This is a genomic window from Sedimentibacter saalensis (assembly GCF_007830175.1).
GTDB classification, from domain to species: domain Bacteria; phylum Bacillota; class Clostridia; order Tissierellales; family Sedimentibacteraceae; genus Sedimentibacter; species Sedimentibacter saalensis.
This window is the reverse complement of sequence record NZ_VLKH01000003.1, coordinates 18,019-36,563: the sequence shown is the minus strand read 5'-3', so window position 1 is coordinate 36,563 and position 18,545 is coordinate 18,019. Positions and strand designations below refer to the sequence as shown.

The following is an 18,545-nucleotide window of genomic DNA, read 5'->3' as shown; positions in this document are numbered from 1 at the left end:
TTTGTTACTATTATTTTACTTGGTTTTGGTATTTTATGCAACATGTATAAAATTATATTGTTAATTATTACAAAGTATTGTAAAATTCTATTAGAAAATTAAGGAGTGTATTATGAGATTAAGATATGTTCACGGTCAGTACGAATACCTGCAGAATCACGAAAAAGCAATCACTGAACCGGAAAAAAGAGGATACATGCTAAATGACGCCTTCAAAAACAACAACCCCATACATGTTGAGCTTGGATGCGGAAAAGGCAAGTTTTTAAGGGAAACGGCTCTAAAAAATCCACAGGTGAATTTCTTTGGATTCGAAAAAAGCGTGAAGGTTGCGTACAGATGCGCAAAATGCGTCATAGAAAATGATCCGGACAATTATTTTGTAGTTTATTCAAACGGAGACATACTTACGGATGTTTTTGAACCTAAGTCTATAGAAAGAATTTATCTGAACTTTTCAGACCCATGGCCAAAACCCTCTCACTATAAGAGAAGGTTGACTCATAAAAATTTCCTTGATGTTTACAGAAAGGTGCTTAAAGATGGAGGAGAAATACACATGAAGACAGACAATGATGATTTGTTTGAGTATTCACTTCAGGAGCTTGAGGCAGACAACTGGGAAATTGTTATGTGCACAAGAGATCTGCACAATAGCCCTTACGCGGAAGACAACGTCATGACCGAATATGAACAGCGTTTTACAGAGCAGGGCAAAAAAATAAATAAATTGGTAGCGAGATTAAAATGATTAAATATTTAGCCATATATTTCATAATAATTAATTTGATTTCATTTGTGATGTTTTATGTTGATAAACAAAAAGCCAGGAAAGACAAATGGAGAATAGAAGAAAAAACATTGCATCTCACAAGCTTTTTAGGAGGAACTATCGGAAGCATTGCAGCCATGCTTCTATTCCATCACAAGACAAGAAAAGCCGGGTTTGTTGCAATTACTTTTATAGCTCTTCTTCTTAACATTTTTGCGATTTATGGGCTGTACACAAGGTTGTAAGAGGTGATAGCGTGAAAAAAATAAATAAAACAAATGCCATGCGCATTCTCGATTCACTTAATATCGAATATGACTGTCTGACATATGAGTGCGAAGACGGAAAAATTGACGGGGTATCTGTTGCTCACAAAACAGGGCAAAACCCGGAGGCTGTTTTTAAGACATTAGTGTCTCTTGGACACAGCAAGGAACTGTATGTATTTTGTGTTCCTGTTGAATACGAGCTTGATTTAAAAAAAGCAGCCTCTGCTTCAGGTGAAAAAAACATTGAGCTCCTTCCTTTAAAAGATCTTACAAAAAATACTGGATACATAAGGGGAGGTTGTTCTCCCATAGGAATGAAGAAACATTACAAAACATTTGTGGACGAATCTGCCCTCCTTCAGGACAAAATACTTGTAAGCGGCGGAGCCATTGGAATACAAATGATACTCAGTCCCGATGACTTGTTAAGGGCAGCTGAAGCATCATATGCCGATTTAATATGACAGGAGAAAAAATGGAACTTGATATAATATATGAAGATAAACATGTTCTTTGCCTTATAAAGCCTCCGGGAATTCCATCCCAAAGCGACAAGACAGAAGATGATGACCTTATGAGCGCAGGAATCAATTATGTGAAAAGTAATGGCGACAATCCTTACCTTGGTCTCATTCAAAGGCTTGACAGGCCTGTAGGAGGCGTGATTGTATTCGCTAAAAATGATTTCGCCAACAAGGAACTTTCAAGGCAAGTGCAGGAAAGACACACAAAAAAGGAATATTTTGCAGTTGTGTGCGGAAAACCAGCCAATAATAAGGGAATTCTTGAAGACTATATAAAAAAACTTAAGACAATAAACATGTCAAAAGTGACTACAGCTGAAGACAAGCAGGGTAAGATTGCAAGACTTGAGTATGAAGTTCTGGAAACTGCTGAAACTGCAGAATACGGAACTCTTTGCCTTGTTAAGATAAATCTCCTTACGGGGAGACATCATCAGATCAGGCTGCAATTTTCAAATGCAGGAACTCCCATATGGGGAGATAACAAGTACAACAAGGTATTTATGAAGAAAAAAGACTTCACTATACCTGCCCTTTGGTCTTACAAATTCGGATTTAAACATCCCAAAACAAAAAAATACACAGAGTTTACATCTTTACCTAAGAATTACCCTTTCACGATTTTTGATTTCTTTAAGTCAGATATCAATAGGGAAAGGCAAATGTAAATGAATTTCTGTATTAAACAAAAATTGAAAGGCAATTATAATGATAATTACACTGGAAAAAGTAAATAAAAGTTACGGAGAAAAGGTGCTTCTTAATAATGTTGACTTATATATCAACGACAGCGATAAAATCGGGGTGGTTGGAATCAACGGAACAGGAAAATCCACACTTTTAAAAATTGCATCTGGAGTCGAAGAGCCGGACAGCGGTAATATAATAAAAAGTCCGGGAGACAGAATCTGCGTTCTTGAACAAGACCCGGCCTTTGATAATGATGCCACTGTCCTTGAGCAGGTGTTCATCAATTCAAGCACTGAAACCAAGGTTCTCATGGAATATGAAGCAAAGACAATTTTGAGCAAACTTGGAATTGATGAATATGACAAAAAAGTAAATCTGCTTTCGGTAGGGCAGAGAAAAAGAGTTGCAATTGCCAGTGCTCTTGTAAATCCGTGTGAGCTTTTGGTTCTTGATGAGCCCACAAACCATCTTGACAATGACATGATTATCTGGCTTGAAAATTATCTTGTGAAATATTCAGGAGCAATACTCATGGTTACCCATGACAGGTATTTCCTGGATAGGGTTTCAAACAAGATAATTGAACTTGACAAGGGAAACTTGTATTCCTATGAAGGAAATTACTCAAAGTTTCTGGAACTGAAAGCCCTCCGTGAGGATATGGAAGCAAGCAGCGACAGGAAAAAACAGACGCTTTACAAAAAGGAACTGGCATGGATTCAAAGGGGAGCACGTGCGAGAAGCACAAAAGCAAAGGGAAGAATTGAACAGTTTGAAAAGCTTAAAAGTTCTCTTGGAACTGAAGTGGTTGAAAAGCTTGAACTGAGCTCTGTATCTTCAAGGCTTGGAAAGAAGACAATAGAAGTTAAGAACATTTCAAAGAGTTTCGGAGACAAAAAAATAGTTGATGATTTTGAATTTACTGTGATTCGCGATGCAAGAATTGGAATAGTCGGGAAAAATGGAGCGGGAAAATCAACGCTGTTAAATATACTGGCAGGAAAAACTCAGCCGGATAAAGGTCATGTGGAAATAGGAAGCACTGTCAATGTTGGATATTTTTCTCAGGAAGCAAAAGAAATAGATGATTCTCAAAGAGTTATAGATTATATAAAAAATATAGCTGAAGTTGTTGAGACGCCTGAAGGAAGTGTAACTGCCTCCCAGATGCTTGAAAGATTTTTGTTTTCACCTGATGTGCAGTACAACACAATAAAAAAATTGTCCGGCGGAGAAAGAAGAAGGTTGTTTTTGCTGAGCGTGCTCATGACTGCACCAAACATATTGCTTCTTGATGAGCCTACAAACGACCTTGACATAGAAACTCTCACCGTGCTTGAAGATTATCTTGAAACGTTCAGCGGTGCAGTGATTACCGTATCCCACGACAGATATTTTCTGGATAAGGTGGTTGACACGGTACTTGAACTTCCCGGAGACGGAACAGTTGTTATGTACAACGGAGGATATTCCGATTACATTGCTGTAAGGATATTGAATGAAAAACAGCAGGAAAAACCTAGACAAACAAAGGACGTTCAGAAGGAAACAAGAGAAAAACCAAAAAAACTTAAATTTTCTTTCAAGGAACAGCAGGAGTACAACACCATCGACGATGACATAGCCGCAATTGAATTAAAAATAGCTGAAGCTGAAACAAAGCTTGAAGAAAGTGCCACAGATTACATGAAGCTTCAGGAAATAATGGATGAAAAACAAAATCTTGAAGTGCAGCTTGAAGAAAAAATGAACAGGTGGATTTACCTGAATGACCTTAAAGAACTGATAGAAAATCAAAATTAAACAAAGAGAATAACACCGGGCGGACACAAGATCCGCCCCTACGACCTGGTAATTTAGCATTAAGCAGTGAAGTAACAGCACCGGGCGGGCACATCCGCCCCTACGAGAGCCTTGAGGGGCTCTTTTTTGTGTGGATAGGTTTGAGTTTATTCATATATTGACCTCTTAGTCAATATAATGTATAATATAATTGACTGTTAAGTCAATTAAGAGGAGGTGGGTTGATGCTTGACAATTCCAAAAAGGACAAAATAGTACAGGCGAGCATAGAAGAGTTTTCTGAACATGGTTTTGAAAAAGCAAACACCGATAGGATAAGTCAGCGGGCTGAGGTGTCCAAAGGACTCATATTTCACTACTTCGGTTCAAAGGAAAATCTCTTTATGACTGCCATGAACAAATGCATAGATGATGCGTTAAATGAATTTAAAGATTTGGAACTTCCTAAGGATGATTTCATAACAATCTTGATGAAGTTGATGGAAGTAAAATACAAATTTTTTATGAACAACCCCATGCATTATAGAATGTTGGTTGGAGGCTTTAGTAATTCTCCAAAAAAATTAAAAGATGATATAGAAAAAAGATATATGGAAATTAAGCAAATCGGTATAAATATATTAATGGACATAATAAAAGGTCTGCCAATGAAAAAAAACATTGAAGCAAATGACATTGTCCTGCTCATGGCAAGCTTGACAAACATAATAGAGAGCAGGTACTTGCCGCTGTTTGCAGAGGATGGATCAAATTATGAGAAATATTATGATGTTGTTAAAGACGAGTATATAAGGCTCATGAACATTTTAATGTACGGCATTCTTGAAGAAAGGTAGTCAGGTGAGAATATGAGCGAAGTAGTATTGAAGGCAGAAAATATAAGCAAACTTTACAAAATGGGTGATGTCACAGTAAAGGCTCTGGAAAATGTAAGCTTTGAAGTTAAAAGGGGTGAATTTATTGTGATTCTCGGTCCCAGCGGTTCAGGGAAAAGCACTCTTTTAAACATTGTGGGTGGAATGGACACTCCAACATCAGGTGAAGTTTACTTCAATGGAGACATGATAACGGGAATAAGCGACAAAGAGCTTACAATGTACAGAAGAAATGAAATAGGCTTTGTATTTCAGTTTTACAATCTCATGGCAACGCTTACTGCAAAGGAAAATGTTGAACTTGCAGCAGAAATTTGCCGGGACCCAATTGATATAGAGGAAGTGTTGGAAGCCGTAGGACTTGGGTCACGAATGGATAACTTTCCGTCTCAGATGAGCGGTGGTGAACAGCAAAGAGTTGCAATTGCAAGGGCTGTTGCTAAAAATCCTCAAATACTACTGTGTGATGAACCTACGGGAGCACTGGATTTTGAAACAGGTATATCAATACTCAGAGTCCTTAAAGAAATGAACGAAAAATACAACAAGACTGTTGTGGTTATAACCCATAATGCATCAATAGCGCAGATGGCCGATAAGGTAATTAAAATGAGAAGCGGCAAAATCACGGAAGTCATCATAAATGATGATCCTATTCCTGCTGAAAGGATTGATTGGTAATGAAAAAGCTTGACAAAAGACTTTTTAGAATGATTAAAAACACTAAGGGTCAATACATTGCTGTTCTTGCAATAATCATAACGGGTATTTTTGTCTTCACTGCTGTCAGCAATTCTTCAATTAACTTAAGTGATTCCTTGGACGATTATTACATGGAAACCAATTTTGCAGACATATTTGTCACAGCATCAGGATTGCCTGAGAAGCTTGAGAGCAGCTTAGTTGGTGAGGCTGATATAAAAGAAGCTGAAGCAAGGCTCGTGTTTGACACTCCATTTGTTACAGACGACAATGATGAAGATGTTGATGTCAGGGTCATTTCTGTGGACAAATATGAAAGCAAAATCAACAAGCTGTTTATAAAGTCAGGAAGAAGGACTCTGTCTGATAATGATGTCATAGTAATTGAGCAGTTTGCAGCTGCAAGAAACATAAATGTGGGTGATGAAATATTCCTCAGAATAAATGGAAGGCAGTATAAATTCAATGTAACAGCTGTGGCATCAAGTTCAGAATATGCATACATGATGGAAAATGAACAGACAATGCTTCCGGATCCTGAAAAATTCGGAGTGGTGTATGTTGAGGAAGATTATATCAGAAAGATTTACGGCTCCAACGGAAGTTTCAATGAAATGCTCATAACCACCAACAATGATGAATCTCTTGACCAGACAAAGGAATATTTAGAGGACAATCTGGAAAAGTATGGTGTGAGGAGAGTTATAAAAAAACAAGATCAGCTGAGCAACGGCATGCTGAGTCAGGAAATTGAAGGACTTGAAATGATGTCTAAATCAGTTCCCATCATATTTCTTATTTTTGCAGCCATCATGCTCACCACAATGCTTTCAAGAATAGTAAAAAAAGACAGAACATCCATAGGGGTTCTTAAGGCCCTGGGGTTTACGGACTTTGAAATTATGTCCCACTATTTGAAATATGCTGCAAGCGTAGGGATAATAGGAGGAACGTTTGGGTCATTGATGGGAACAGCTCTGTCAGGTGTAATGACAAATTATTACCTTGTTTTCTTCAACATTCCCATGCTTACGGTCAAGGTTTATTACTACAGAATATTAATATCTGTGCTTTTATCACTTATATTTTGTATCATATCAGGTTTTTGGGGTGTAAGAAACATTGTTAAGATAAATCCTGCAGAGTCAATGAAACCTGAGGCTCCCAAGAAGGGGAAAAGAATTATCATAGAAAATATTAAGATTGTCTGGAACCATGTACCCTTTTCCTGGAAAATTGTTCTTCGAAATATATTCAGGGAAAAGAAAAAGTTTGTCTTTATAGGAGCAGCGGTTGCAATTACTTGCGGTATGATGGTAATGACAATATGGATGGTTGATATAATAGACGTAATGTTCAACAGACATTATGACGAATTTATGAAGGCTGAATACAACATAAGCTTCAACGGCTTTCAAAATGAAGATATAAAAAATGAAATTGCAGAAAAAATTAAATACAGGAACATGGAAGCAAGAAATGAAGTTCCTTTTGAAATAGAAAACGGCAAAAAGTCTAAAATTATAAGCATTATAGGGCTGGAAGAAAACACTGTATTTTATGGGTTTGAGGATGTTAAGGGAAATCCGGTGAGACTGCCTAGTAGCGGAATACTGTTATCTTCAAATCTCGCATCTTCTCTTGATGCAAGAGTTGGAGATGAAGTTCTTCTTAAAAATTTCATGCCCGGACACGACGACGGCTATGTGACAGTAAAAGGAATAATCAAGCAAAGTCTTGGTATAAACGGATACATGAACATAGACTACATGAATGAGAACTTCCTTGACAAAGGCGTTGCCAACGGTGTTTATATAAATACAGACGATGATGTGGCAAGGTCACTTAATGACATGAAGACTATAACCATAATGTCTAAGGATGATTTAAGAGGGGCATTTGAGGAATTTACAACTGTAACTGCAGCCTCAATGATTTTTATGGTTATATTTTCGGGCCTTTTGGGATTTGTAATTGTGTACAGCATGACGCTCATGAGCATCAATGAAAGAACTATGGAATTTTCATCACTGAGGGTCATGGGATTTTCAAAGTCTGAGATTTTCAATATGTTAGTGAGGGAAAACATGATAATGACAGTCCTTGGAATAGCTGCCGGCATACCTCTTGGCATGTGGCTCGTGGATTATATGGCAAAGACGTACACGACGGACATTTATACCATGAATGAGCCCATAACATTAAATAACATTGTTGTTTCAATAATTTTGACAATTATTTTTATAGTGCTGGCTCAGCTAATGACATATGCTAAAGTTCACAGGCTGGATTTCATGCAGGCATTGAAAAGCAGAATATCATAAAATTTGGAGGGGAAGATGAAAAATAAGAAAAAACTTATAATATTATCAATTGCAATAATTTCGACAATACTTGCTGTTGCCTTGTATTCCATGTCTAATTTAGGTGAAAAAACATTTGACGGTACAACATCTAAGGTAAAAATGGGCACAATACAAAATACAATAGAAGAAACCGGAACTGTTTACTCAAAAAGAGTGAACACATTTTATTCTGACATGAGTCAAAGAGTGGAAACACTGAATGTATCCGTTGGTGACAAAGTAAAAAAAGGTAGTATAATTTTGACATATGAAAATAATTATGACCTGGAAATAGAAAGAGCCAACAAACAAATTGAGGCAATCACAGCATCATACAATGAATCAGTCAAAGGAGCAGACTTTCAGGAAATATCCAACATGAAGCTACAAATCAATACAATTGAAAACAACCTGAGTTTTGCCAAAAGTAGTTTCGATAAACTTAAAGCGCTTTATGAAAGCGGAGCAGTGAGCCAGGTTGAGTACGAAGAGGCCCAGTATGATGTGACAGCCCTTGAAAATCAGCTTCAGGAAGCAAAAAACAACTACAACCTCCTCATAAGGGGAGTTTCATCCAATGTTAAAAAGCAATATGAAGCACAAGTTGAAGAAATAATGATTCAAATAAAAATTCTTGAAAAAAGTATTGAACAATCTTCAATCAAAGCTGAATTTGATGGTGTGATTACGGAACTTAACGTCCATCAGGGAGGAATGACCCAGGCAGGTGTTGTGGTTGTGGAAATCCAGGATGAAAATAACCTTGGAGCATATGTTGAAGTTCTTGCAGAGGATGCGGAAGATACAGTTGTTGGAATGCCTTTTGTTATAAACAGCAAGGGCGGTAATGAAGAACTAAAAGTGAGCAGAATTTACCCTAAGGCTCAGACAAAAGTTTCAGATTTAGGAGTTGAGCAAAAAAGGGTAAGAATTGAAGCAGACTTAGGAGAACTTGAAGAAAATCACGGATACAAAATAGGTTCTGAAATGGATGTTGTAATTGTTCTAGAGGAAAAGGAAAATGTGCTTCTTGTAGACAAAGATGCTGTTTATGATAAATCAGGAAAGCAGTATGTGACAGTGATAGAAAACAATGCAGAAACTGAAAGGGAAGTAACTACCGGAATAAAGGACGATGACAATATAGAAATAACTTCAGGACTTAAAGAAAACGAAGTTGTTCTAATTGAGTATTAAAAACAGAAATTCGTAATTGGAGGATAAATATGAATTATGATGTAATAATAGTGGGGGCAGGAGCCAGCGGGGTGTTCACGGCCTATGAACTTACAAAACAAAAATCCGATATTAAAGTCTTAATAATAGAAAAAGGACACAGCCTTGACAGGAGAAAGTGCCCAATTGACAACAAGAAAATAAAGTCGTGCATACACTGCAACATATGCAATGTGGTGAACGGATTCGGTGGAGCAGGAAGTCTTTCAGACGGCAAGTACAACATAACAAACAATTTCGGGGGATACCTGAACAAGTATGTGGGAGACCAGGAAGCCCTGGATTTAATGTACTATGTGGATGAGGTGCTCTGCGGTATGGGAGGTTCAGATGCAAAACTGTACTCAACTGCCAATACAGCTCTTAAGACAAAGGCGCTTCAGCATGATTTGCACCTCTTGGATGCAAAGGTAAGGCATTTTGGAACTGACAGAAATATAAACATTTTGGGCAACATGTATGATTATCTGAAGGAAAGAGTTGAATTTGTTTTTGATTGTGAAGTTCTTGATATTGATGCAGGTAATGATGAATTCCACGTTGAAACAAAAAACAAGACATATTCATGCAGGGATCTTGTTCTTGCAACAGGACGCTCAGGCTCAAAGTGGATTTCATGCATATGCGACAAAATGGACATCAAGACCAGGAGAAACAGGGTTGACATAGGAGTAAGGGTTGAGCTTCCTTCAGAAGTATTTGAGCACATAACAGAAGAAGTTTATGAAAGCAAAATTGTTTACAGAACAAAAAAATACAACGACCTTGTAAGGACGTTCTGCATGAACCCTCACGGAGTGGTGGTAAATGAAAACACAAACGGAATTGTTACTGTAAACGGCCACAGCTATTCGGACGTGAAATTACACACAGCAAACACAAACTTTGCTCTTCTTGTATCAAACAATTTCACAGAGCCTTTCCATGACAGCAATGAGTATGGGGAATCAATTGCAAGGCTCAGCAACATGCTTGGAGGAGGAGTTATTGTTCAGCGTTTTGGAGACCTTGTAAACGGCCGAAGGACAAATGAAAGAAGAATGATGAAGAGCTTTACGAACCCAACACTCAATGCAACTCCGGGAGATTTAAGCCTTGTAATTCCAAAAAGACAGCTGGATGACATAATTGAAATGATTTATGCTTTGGATAAAATTGCTCCGGGAACGTCAAATGAAGACACTCTCCTTTACGGTGTCGAGGTAAAATTCTATAATTCGACAGTTGAAGTCAACAACAATCTTGAAACAAAAATTAAGAATTTGTATATGCTGGGGGACAGCTCAGGAGTAACTCATTCCCTTTCTCAAGCATCAGCAAGCGGCGTACATGTGGGAAGAATACTCTTCTCAAAGTACAATAAAGCAGAATAATGATCGAAATAAATTCCAAGTCCGTGAATTTATTTCATGTGTTAAATAATTTTTCATAAAATAAGCCGAATAATAATTCGGTTTATTTTTTTGCATATATTGTTGAAAATTGTTTGATTTTAAATGTATAATAAATATATATTGCAATTATGGCAATAATTACATTATAATAATGTATACGTAATTTTTGGAAAATTATATTAGGAGGATAAATATTTTGGAATGGTACAACAAGAGCAAAAAAGATGTTTTGTCAGAGCTGGGCACTGATGAAGATTTCGGGCTCAACGATCAGGAAGCATTACAAAGAATAGAAAAATATGGAAAAAATGAATTGGAAGCACAGGCTAAGAAGAGCTTTTGGTCTAAGCTTGTTGCTCAGTTCGCTGATTTTCTGATTATAATTTTGATAATTGCAGCAGGAATTTCAGCAGCAGTAGGAGAAAAGGAAGATGCTTTTGTAATACTTGCAATTGTAGTAATAAATGCTGTTTTGGGTATCTATCAGGAAGGCAAGGCAGAGAAATCAGTTGAAGCCCTGCAGAAAATGAGTGCTCCTAATGCAAAAGTAATAAGAAACGGAAACCAGATGGTTCTTCCGGCAGCAGACATTGTACCAGGAGATGTTGTTGTATTGGAAGCAGGAGATATAATTCCTGCAGATGTGAGGCTGATTGAAAGTTCAAATTTAAAAATCGAAGAGGCTTCACTTACAGGAGAATCAGTTCCCGTAGAAAAGGATGCTAAAGCATCAATTGCAGGACCGGCCGGAATAGGTGACAGGCACAACATGGGATTCTCAAGCACTATCGTTACATACGGAAGAGGCAAGGGCATAGTTGTTGGAACAGGCCACCGCACTGAAATAGGAAACATAGCTACAAAGATACAATCCTATGACGAAGAGCAGACTCCTCTTCAGATAAAGCTTAACCAGCTTGGAAAAGTTCTTGGAACCCTGACAATAATAATATGCGTTGTAGTATTTGGCGTAGGCATTTTGCAGGGAAGAGAAGTTCTCGAAATGCTTCTTACATCCATAAGTCTGGCAGTTGCAGCAATACCTGAAGGACTTCCTGCAATAGTTACAATAGTATTGTCCATTGGTATGAACCGTATGGCTGGCAGAAATGCCATAGTTAAAAAACTTTTGGCAGTTGAAACTCTTGGCGCAACTTCTGTAATATGTTCAGATAAAACTGGGACGCTCACTCAAAATGAGATGACTGTTGTAAAAGCATACGTTGATGATAAAATACTTGAAATTGAAGGCGGAGGATACGAACCGGTTGGAGCTGTGAAGCTTGAGGGCAGACAGATAACTGTGGATGCTCTTCCTAACCTTATAAACCTGGCTTCAATAGGAGCCCTGGCGAATGATGCGCATCTTGACAACTCATCAGGAATGTACAAAGTAATTGGAGATCCTACAGAAGGAGCAATTGTCACATTTGCAGGAAAGCTTGGAAAAACAACGGAACAGCTTAACAAATCCTATGCGAGGGTAAATGAGCTTCCGTTTGACTCTGCTAGAAAAATGATGAGCACATTCCACACAGATTACATAGAAGGAAAAGTTGTTTCATTTACAAAAGGAGCACCGGACATTGTTATAAGCAGATGCTCAAAAATTGCTCTTAACGGTGAAATAGTGGATTTTACAAAGGAACTTAAGGACAGAGTTCTTGATGTGAACAGGACATTTGCACGCTCAGCTCTGAGAGTGTTGTCTGCAGCATACAAGGTATGGGATCAGGTTCCTGAACACCTGTCATTCGATCTGGTTGAAAACGACATGATATTTGTGGGATTGGTAGGAATGATCGACCCTGCAAGACCTGAAGTAAAAGATGCCATAAAAGAATGTAAAGATGCAGGAATTGAAGCAGTAATGATTACCGGAGACTACAAGGAAACGGCATATGCAATTGCTAAGGACCTTGGAATGGTTGAATCTGAAGACCAGGCAATGATGGGGGCAGAACTTGATGCGTTCAGTGATGAAGAATTAAGAGAAGTTGTAAAGAAAACAAAAGTATATGCCAGAGTTTCGCCTGACCACAAGGTAAGAATTGTAACTGCTCTCAAGGAAAACGGACATATCACTTCAATGACCGGTGACGGCGTAAACGACGCACTTGCACTTAAAAAGGCAGACATAGGAGTTGCAATGGGCATCACCGGAACAGACGTTGCTAAGAACACAGCAGAAGTAATTCTTACAGATGACAACTTTGCTACCATAGTTAACGCAGTTGAAGAAGGCAGAATAATTTTCAGCAACATCAAAAAATTTGTGTTCTTCCTGTTAAGCTGCAACATAGGCGAAATACTCCTGGTATTTGTGAGCATTTTGCTTGGATGGGAAGTTCCTCTTGTTCCAATACAGCTTTTGTGGCTGAACCTTGTTACAGACAGTTTCCCTGCTATGGCACTTGGAGTTGAAAATGCAGAACCGGGAATTATGAACCACCCTCCTCGCGACACGAAAGAGCCAATACTTGATAGAGGAATGCTTGGAGGAATTGTATTCCAGGCAATTGCCATATCAGCAGCATCGCTTTTATCCTATTACTGGGCAATGAAAGCATACCCTGGAGCAGAAAATTTAGTTCATGAAAGAAGTATAGTGTTTGCAACATTGATTACGGCTGAACTTTTAAGAGCATTTTCTTCAAGATCTCAGGAATTCACATTGTTTAAAATAGGCGTATTTACCAACATGAGAATGGTTCAGGCTGTATTTGCATCTTTTGCTCTTACGGTTGCAGTATTGTATGTTCCTATATTAAGCGATATATTCAATGTTGTGCCATTGTCCATGCTTGACTGGGAAATAGTAATGATGTTTGCTTTCATCCCTCTGGTAGCAGGAGAAGTGTACAAAAAATTATTTAAAAACAAATAAATTGATTGATTTAATTTGAATCATTGGCAATTTAAAATGTAGGGGAGGACCTCGTGTCCTCCCGCATTGTTAATTCAGTAATTTATCTTCGGGAGACGGTAGTCCTTCTCTACATTATTCAAACAACACCTTGCCCAGCAAATTTGTGAAGTCCTGAATTTTATCAGTATCAATTCCGCTGTAATTCAGTGAAAAAATTATTTTATCCCCATTTCTGCTTATGATGTTTAGCAAAATGCGGGAATTTTTTATTTGTTCCATCAAATGTATGTCATCTTTTTTTACATATGCTTCGCATACAACATGAAGACCTGAGTCAGAATTTATTATTTCCAGTCTATCCTTGAATGTTTTTTTGAAGCTTGCAGAGAGAGCCAGGTTTTTCTTGCTGTAAATTCTTTTGATTTTTCGAAGGTGCTTGAGCATGTAGCCTTCCTTCATGAAATTTGCAAGAACTACCTGGTCGATTTTAGAAGTTGACTGAGTGTGCCTGTATTTAATTTCATTGTATTTCGAAAGAAGCCTTTTAGGTATAACCATGAAGCTTATTCTAAGAGAAGGCAGAAGCATTTTTGAAAATGAACCCAGGTATATGACGCAGTCATTCTTATCCAGTCCCTGAAGACTTGGTATTGGCATTCCTCCATATCTTATCATGCCATCATAATCATCTTCTATTATGAGACCGTTGTTCTTTTGTGCCCAATCCAAAAGCTCCATTCGCTTGTTAACCGGCATGATGGTTCCAAGAGGATATTGGTGTGAAGGGCTTATATATATGAGATGAGCATCGCTGTTTCTTAGTTTTTCTACTGGAAAGCCGTTGTCCGTCACTTCTATGTGGTGTATGTTGAAGAGGTAATCTTCAAATATGAACTCTGCTTTGTTAAAACCAGGTGTTTCAACAGCCACAGCATTGTAATCCTCCTTAATTATTCCTATGAGAATTCCCAAAAGATATTGAACGCCTGCTCCAACAATTACCTGATCAGCGCTTGTGTTGCCTCCCCGCATTGTATTTACAAAATTAGCTATTTCATCCCTTAAAAATTTTTCTCCCTGAATGGAGCCGCTGGAGTAAATGTCAGTTCTTTCATCTGAAATTACCTTGTTGTAAAGTCTCTTCCATGCTGAAGTGTCAAAGCTTTCCTTGTCAACGCCGTTATTTAAATAATTTATTTCAGACTGCTGATCTAGTATGTTTTTCTGTACGTCATGATTTATTTCAAAGTTGTATTCTGTAAGGTCGCATACAAAGTAACCCCTCTTTGGGAAATTTTCAATGTAGCCTTCAGCCACCAGCTGGCTGTATGCATTTTCAATTGTTGTCTTGCTTAAGTTAAGGGTCGTTGATGCTTCTCTGATGGAAGGAAGCTTGGAATCAGGCTTTAACAGACCTGATATTATTTCGTTCTTTATGTATTCGTAAAGCTGTATGTACAGCGCCTTGCTGCTTTCCTTGTCAAAGACAGGCGATATTATCATGGAAACCTCCTTGAACTGACCATTTTAAATATCAAGATTTTATAAAAACTAAAGTTACACTTATTTTAGCATATATTTGATTTATTTCATATTAAATTATCATTTAAATTAATATTTCATATGTTATAATTATAATGAAATTTATTTCGAGGAGTATATATGCACAAAATAAATGAAATTGATGGTTTTGAATATGTAACATTTCCGTCACTTGAAAATCATGAAAACTTGTTTCACTGCTTCACCACAAGAAAAGGCGGCGTGAGCAGCGGCAATTTCTGTTCCATGAATTTAGGAATGGGTTCAGGTGATGAAGAAGAAAATGTTAAAACTAATTACAGAATAATGGCAGAAAGACTCAACATCAATCTGGATGATATTGTTGAAACAGACCAAACTCATACAAAGAACATCAAATATGTAACAGAAGAATACAAGGGATATGCAATGATGGATCCTTTGTACACTGATGTTGACGGCTTGTATACAGATAAAAGAAATATAGCTCTCATGACATTCCACGCTGATTGCACTCCGCTGTTTTTTTTCGACCCTGTGAAAAATGTGGTGGGAATGGCTCACGCAGGTTGGAAGGGAACTCTTAATAACATAGCAGGAGAAATGGTGGATGCATTTGTGAGGGATTTCAGCAGTAATCCGGGAGATATAATTGCAGCCATAGGCCCTTCTCTTGGACAGTGCTGCTTTGAAGTTGACAAGGACGTGGCAGACATGTTTCTTGAATACGATGAAAAATATACGGATTTTATGATTGTCAAGGGAGAAAAATATCATTTCAACCTTTGGGAAATAAACAAGTATCTCATGGTCAAACATGGAATGAAAACTTCTAACATTGAATTGTCAGGATTGTGCACCAAGTGCAACAACAACATGTTTTTTTCTCACCGTGGGCAAAAGGGGAAAAGGGGTCTCATGTGTGGAATCATAATGCTTAAATAATCAGGCAAAATTAAGCGGGTATTCTCGTTGAATGCTGCATCTTTTTTATAATATTTTTTTAATTTAATTTATTAATCATATCTTCGGTACATGCCAAATATAATACTATATAAAGACGTGAGGAGGGTATGAAATTGTCTATTAAGAAGAATATATCTCTAATATTGATTGTTTGTTTGGCAGCAAGCATAACAGGATGCAGTACTTTAGACATGATGGTTGGTCTAAAGGGAGGAGAAAATCCGGACGTAACAGATTTGGCAGACTTGTCAGATTTTGAAATTGTAGATGACAGCATCGGAGAAGAAGCTAAGGAAGATATAGAACAAGAAGCTGTTGAAACCATCACTGTCAATGCTCAAGAAGAAAAGATGAAAGATATACTGGCATATTATGAAGATGAAAATGGTTTTATAGTACCTGTAAATACAAAGATTCCATGGGAAGAAGGAATTGCAAAAGCAACACTCAGAAGCATGGTTGTAGGAAGCGAAATTGAAAAGAAAATAGCTCAATCAAATCTTCACGGCGTCTTGCCTGAAGGAACACAAATAAGAGGAATGTCTATTAAGGATGGTTTATGCGTTGTCGATTTAAGCAATCATGTATTAAATACAGAGTCAATAGATCAGGAAAAAAATATGGTTTCTGCTCTTACATACACTTTGACCGAATTTCCTACAATTGACAAGGTGGAAATCATGGTTGAAGGACAGGACATTGCAGCCCTATCTAAAGGCTATAGTATAGACACTGCTTTTGAAAGAAAAAATATCAACTTGCAGGGTAAAGATAACGGAATCAACTACACCGTTTATTATAAAGCTCCTGATACTGAAGTGGAAGGACACTATGTTCCTTTGACATTTTCTGCATCAAAAGTTGGAAATCCAGCGGTTGCAGTGGTTGAAAGACTGTTTGGAGGAGCGCCGTCTGATACGGTACTGAGCAACAACATACCTGTTGGCGTAAACTTAAGAGATGTTGAAGTAAAAGGCGGCACAGCAGTTGTTAATCTTGGTGTTGAAGCTGTGAACCTTTCACAGGAAGAATTTGAAGATATGAACGCAATAGTTGTTCTTTGTCTTGAGCAGTTTGAAGAAATAGCAGATGTTGAATACAACATAGAAGGCTTGTCATTTGAAGCAGCAGGTCTTAACTTTGAAGATGACAATGTAACACCGGTATTCAACCAATACTAAATAGAATTAAGAGTTAAGATTTAATTAGAAAGGGGCGGCATAGACGTCCTCTGGTTAATGACAGTATATTTTGGCGTTGTCATTCTGAGAGCTTGCTCGAAGAATCTCATGTTTTATATAAAAGATGAGATCCTTCACTATCGTTCAGGATGACGGCGTCGGGGGTTTGTCAATAGTCTGGAGGCGCATAGCCGTCCTTTAACATTTAATTCTTAATTATTTATTTTTTGTAATTTTGTTTTGCCTTTACTGCAAAGTCAGGAGTTTGAATTTCTCCGTAAGGAGCACCTTCTTCAATTTCCCCTGCAGTCTTCATAATATCAATAAGGCGGTTGTAACCGTCTTCTCCAAGAACAAGGTCAGGGTTCCATGTATCCAGATCCTTGTATGTCTGGACTATTTCTGCGATGAACTTCACATCCGAATCTGCAAACTGAGGAAGAATTGCTTCAGCAACTTCTTCTGCAGTGTGCTCTTCAACCCATACCATTCCTTTATAAAGAGCGTTGGCAAATCCCTGAACAACTTCAGGATTTTTTTCGATGTAGCTTTCCAGAGAGCTGTAGCATGTGTATGGAATGTATCCTGCCATCTCACCAACAGATGCCAGTACATATCCGTTTCCTTGCTTTTCAAAAGTAGATGCCAGAGGTTCAAACAATGTGGTGTAATCTGCTTCTCCGGAAGCAAATGCGCCTGCCATCATATCAAACTGCACATCGGTTCTTACATCCAGGTCAGTACCGGGAGTCAGTCCGTTTTGTTTCAGAACATATTCAAGAGTCATGAGAGGAACTCCTCCCTTTCTTCCGCCAAGAATTGTCTTGCCCTTTAGCTTGGCTATGCTGAAGCTGTCGTCAGCTTCTCTTCCAACAATAAAGGAACCATCCCTTTGAGTGAGCTGTGCAAAGTTTATTGGCTGATCCTCTCTCCCCTGAAGATATACGTATACGCTTGCTTCAGGTCCCATGAAAGCAACGTCAGCTTCGCCGCTGACAAGGGCGGCCATGCACTTGTCTGCTCCTCCGCCGTTTGTCAACTCAACATTTAAACCTTCCTCATCAAAAAATCCCTTTTCAATGGCAACATACTGAGGTGCATAAAAAATGGAATGGGTAACCTCCACAAGCCTAACGTCCTGTTTTTCGGTTGTTTTTTGTTCACAGCCTGCAAGAAAGAGCGATGCAACCATTAAAACAACCACCAGTAAAGAAATATACTTTTTCATAATACCCTCCGATAATAGTCTTAGTTCATATAATATTCAAATTACACACAAAAGTTACAGAAATAACTTCAATATTAATCTACTTTACAGTTCATTTAATAAAAAATATTATGTAGAAAAATTGCATTATGTGTGCTATATTAAAAATGTATGTAAAAATTATGTAAAAA

The 18,545-nt window shown here is 37.8% G+C and carries 15 protein-coding genes; 13 read left to right on the top strand and 2 right to left on the bottom strand.

The window, feature by feature from the left end:
* Positions 1 to 112 precede the first annotated feature (112 nt).
* The 11 genes from trmB to LY60_RS05380 all read left to right on the top strand — a co-directional run bounded on the left by trmB (position 113) and on the right by LY60_RS05380 (position 13,497).
* Positions 113 to 751: a tRNA (guanosine(46)-N7)-methyltransferase TrmB gene (trmB, locus tag LY60_RS05430; protein ID WP_145081072.1), complete on the top strand. Its 639-nt coding sequence runs from the start codon at positions 113 to 115 to the stop codon at positions 749 to 751.
* Positions 748 to 1,017, top strand: coding sequence for a DUF1294 domain-containing protein (locus LY60_RS05425; protein ID WP_145081069.1), 270 nt, complete (start codon positions 748 to 750; stop codon positions 1,015 to 1,017). The genes trmB and LY60_RS05425 overlap by 4 nt, the downstream gene beginning before the upstream one ends.
* Before the next feature lie 11 nt (positions 1,018 to 1,028).
* A complete protein-coding gene (ybaK, locus tag LY60_RS05420) occupies positions 1,029 to 1,505 on the top strand; it encodes a Cys-tRNA(Pro) deacylase (protein ID WP_246145379.1) in 477 nt (158 codons plus the stop codon).
* An 11-nt stretch (positions 1,506 to 1,516) separates the two neighbouring features.
* Positions 1,517 to 2,233: an RluA family pseudouridine synthase gene (locus LY60_RS05415; protein WP_170226111.1), complete on the top strand. Its 717-nt coding sequence runs from the start codon at positions 1,517 to 1,519 to the stop codon at positions 2,231 to 2,233.
* A 40-nt stretch (positions 2,234 to 2,273) separates the two neighbouring features.
* Entirely contained in the window at positions 2,274 to 4,058 is a 1,785-nt protein-coding gene (locus tag LY60_RS05410; RefSeq protein WP_281291820.1) for an ABC-F family ATP-binding cassette domain-containing protein, read from the top strand.
* A 224-nt stretch (positions 4,059 to 4,282) separates the two neighbouring features.
* Complete coding sequence (locus LY60_RS05405; RefSeq protein ID WP_170226110.1) at positions 4,283 to 4,894, top strand: TetR/AcrR family transcriptional regulator; 612 nt, start codon at positions 4,283 to 4,285, stop codon at positions 4,892 to 4,894.
* 12 nt (positions 4,895 to 4,906) lie between these two features.
* Positions 4,907 to 5,614 (top strand): ABC transporter ATP-binding protein, encoded by a 708-nt coding sequence (locus LY60_RS05400; protein ID WP_145081057.1) that lies wholly within the window; start codon positions 4,907 to 4,909, stop codon positions 5,612 to 5,614.
* A complete protein-coding gene (locus LY60_RS05395; protein WP_145081054.1) occupies positions 5,614 to 7,959 on the top strand; it encodes an ABC transporter permease in 2,346 nt (781 codons plus the stop codon). The genes LY60_RS05400 and LY60_RS05395 overlap by 1 nt, the downstream gene beginning before the upstream one ends.
* A 15-nt stretch (positions 7,960 to 7,974) precedes the next feature.
* Positions 7,975 to 9,177, top strand: a complete 1,203-nt coding sequence (locus tag LY60_RS05390; protein ID WP_145081051.1) for an efflux RND transporter periplasmic adaptor subunit — start codon at positions 7,975 to 7,977, stop codon at positions 9,175 to 9,177.
* Positions 9,178 to 9,206: 29 nt separating this feature from the next.
* Positions 9,207 to 10,589, top strand: coding sequence for an NAD(P)/FAD-dependent oxidoreductase (locus tag LY60_RS05385; protein WP_246145378.1), 1,383 nt, complete (start codon positions 9,207 to 9,209; stop codon positions 10,587 to 10,589).
* Positions 10,590 to 10,806: 217 nt separating this feature from the next.
* A complete protein-coding gene (locus tag LY60_RS05380) occupies positions 10,807 to 13,497 on the top strand; it encodes a cation-translocating P-type ATPase (RefSeq protein WP_145081045.1) in 2,691 nt (896 codons plus the stop codon).
* Positions 13,498 to 13,611: 114 nt separating this feature from the next.
* On the opposite strand, the gene pdxR is transcribed toward LY60_RS05380, so the two are convergent.
* Positions 13,612 to 14,982 carry a MocR-like pyridoxine biosynthesis transcription factor PdxR gene (gene pdxR, locus LY60_RS05375; RefSeq protein WP_145081042.1) on the bottom strand — a complete coding sequence of 457 codons (1,371 nt, stop codon included), beginning with the start codon at positions 14,980 to 14,982 and terminating at the stop codon, positions 13,612 to 13,614.
* A 159-nt stretch (positions 14,983 to 15,141) separates the two neighbouring features.
* Between pdxR and pgeF the strand changes: the two genes are divergently transcribed.
* Together pgeF and LY60_RS05365 are read left to right on the top strand one after the other, a co-directional pair.
* Positions 15,142 to 15,945, top strand: coding sequence for a peptidoglycan editing factor PgeF (pgeF, locus tag LY60_RS05370; RefSeq protein WP_145081039.1), 804 nt, complete (start codon positions 15,142 to 15,144; stop codon positions 15,943 to 15,945).
* A 134-nt stretch (positions 15,946 to 16,079) separates the two neighbouring features.
* The gene (locus tag LY60_RS05365; RefSeq protein WP_212633453.1) at positions 16,080 to 17,147 is read left to right on the top strand and encodes a GerMN domain-containing protein; all 1,068 of its coding nucleotides are present in this window, start codon (positions 16,080 to 16,082) and stop codon (positions 17,145 to 17,147) included.
* Positions 17,148 to 17,367: 220 nt separating this feature from the next.
* Here LY60_RS05365 and LY60_RS05360 read toward each other — a convergent pair whose 3' ends face one another.
* On the bottom strand, positions 17,368 to 18,375 hold the full coding sequence (locus tag LY60_RS05360) for an ABC transporter substrate-binding protein (protein ID WP_145081033.1): 1,008 nt from the start codon (positions 18,373 to 18,375) through the stop codon (positions 17,368 to 17,370).
* Positions 18,376 to 18,545: the final 170 nt, after the last annotated feature.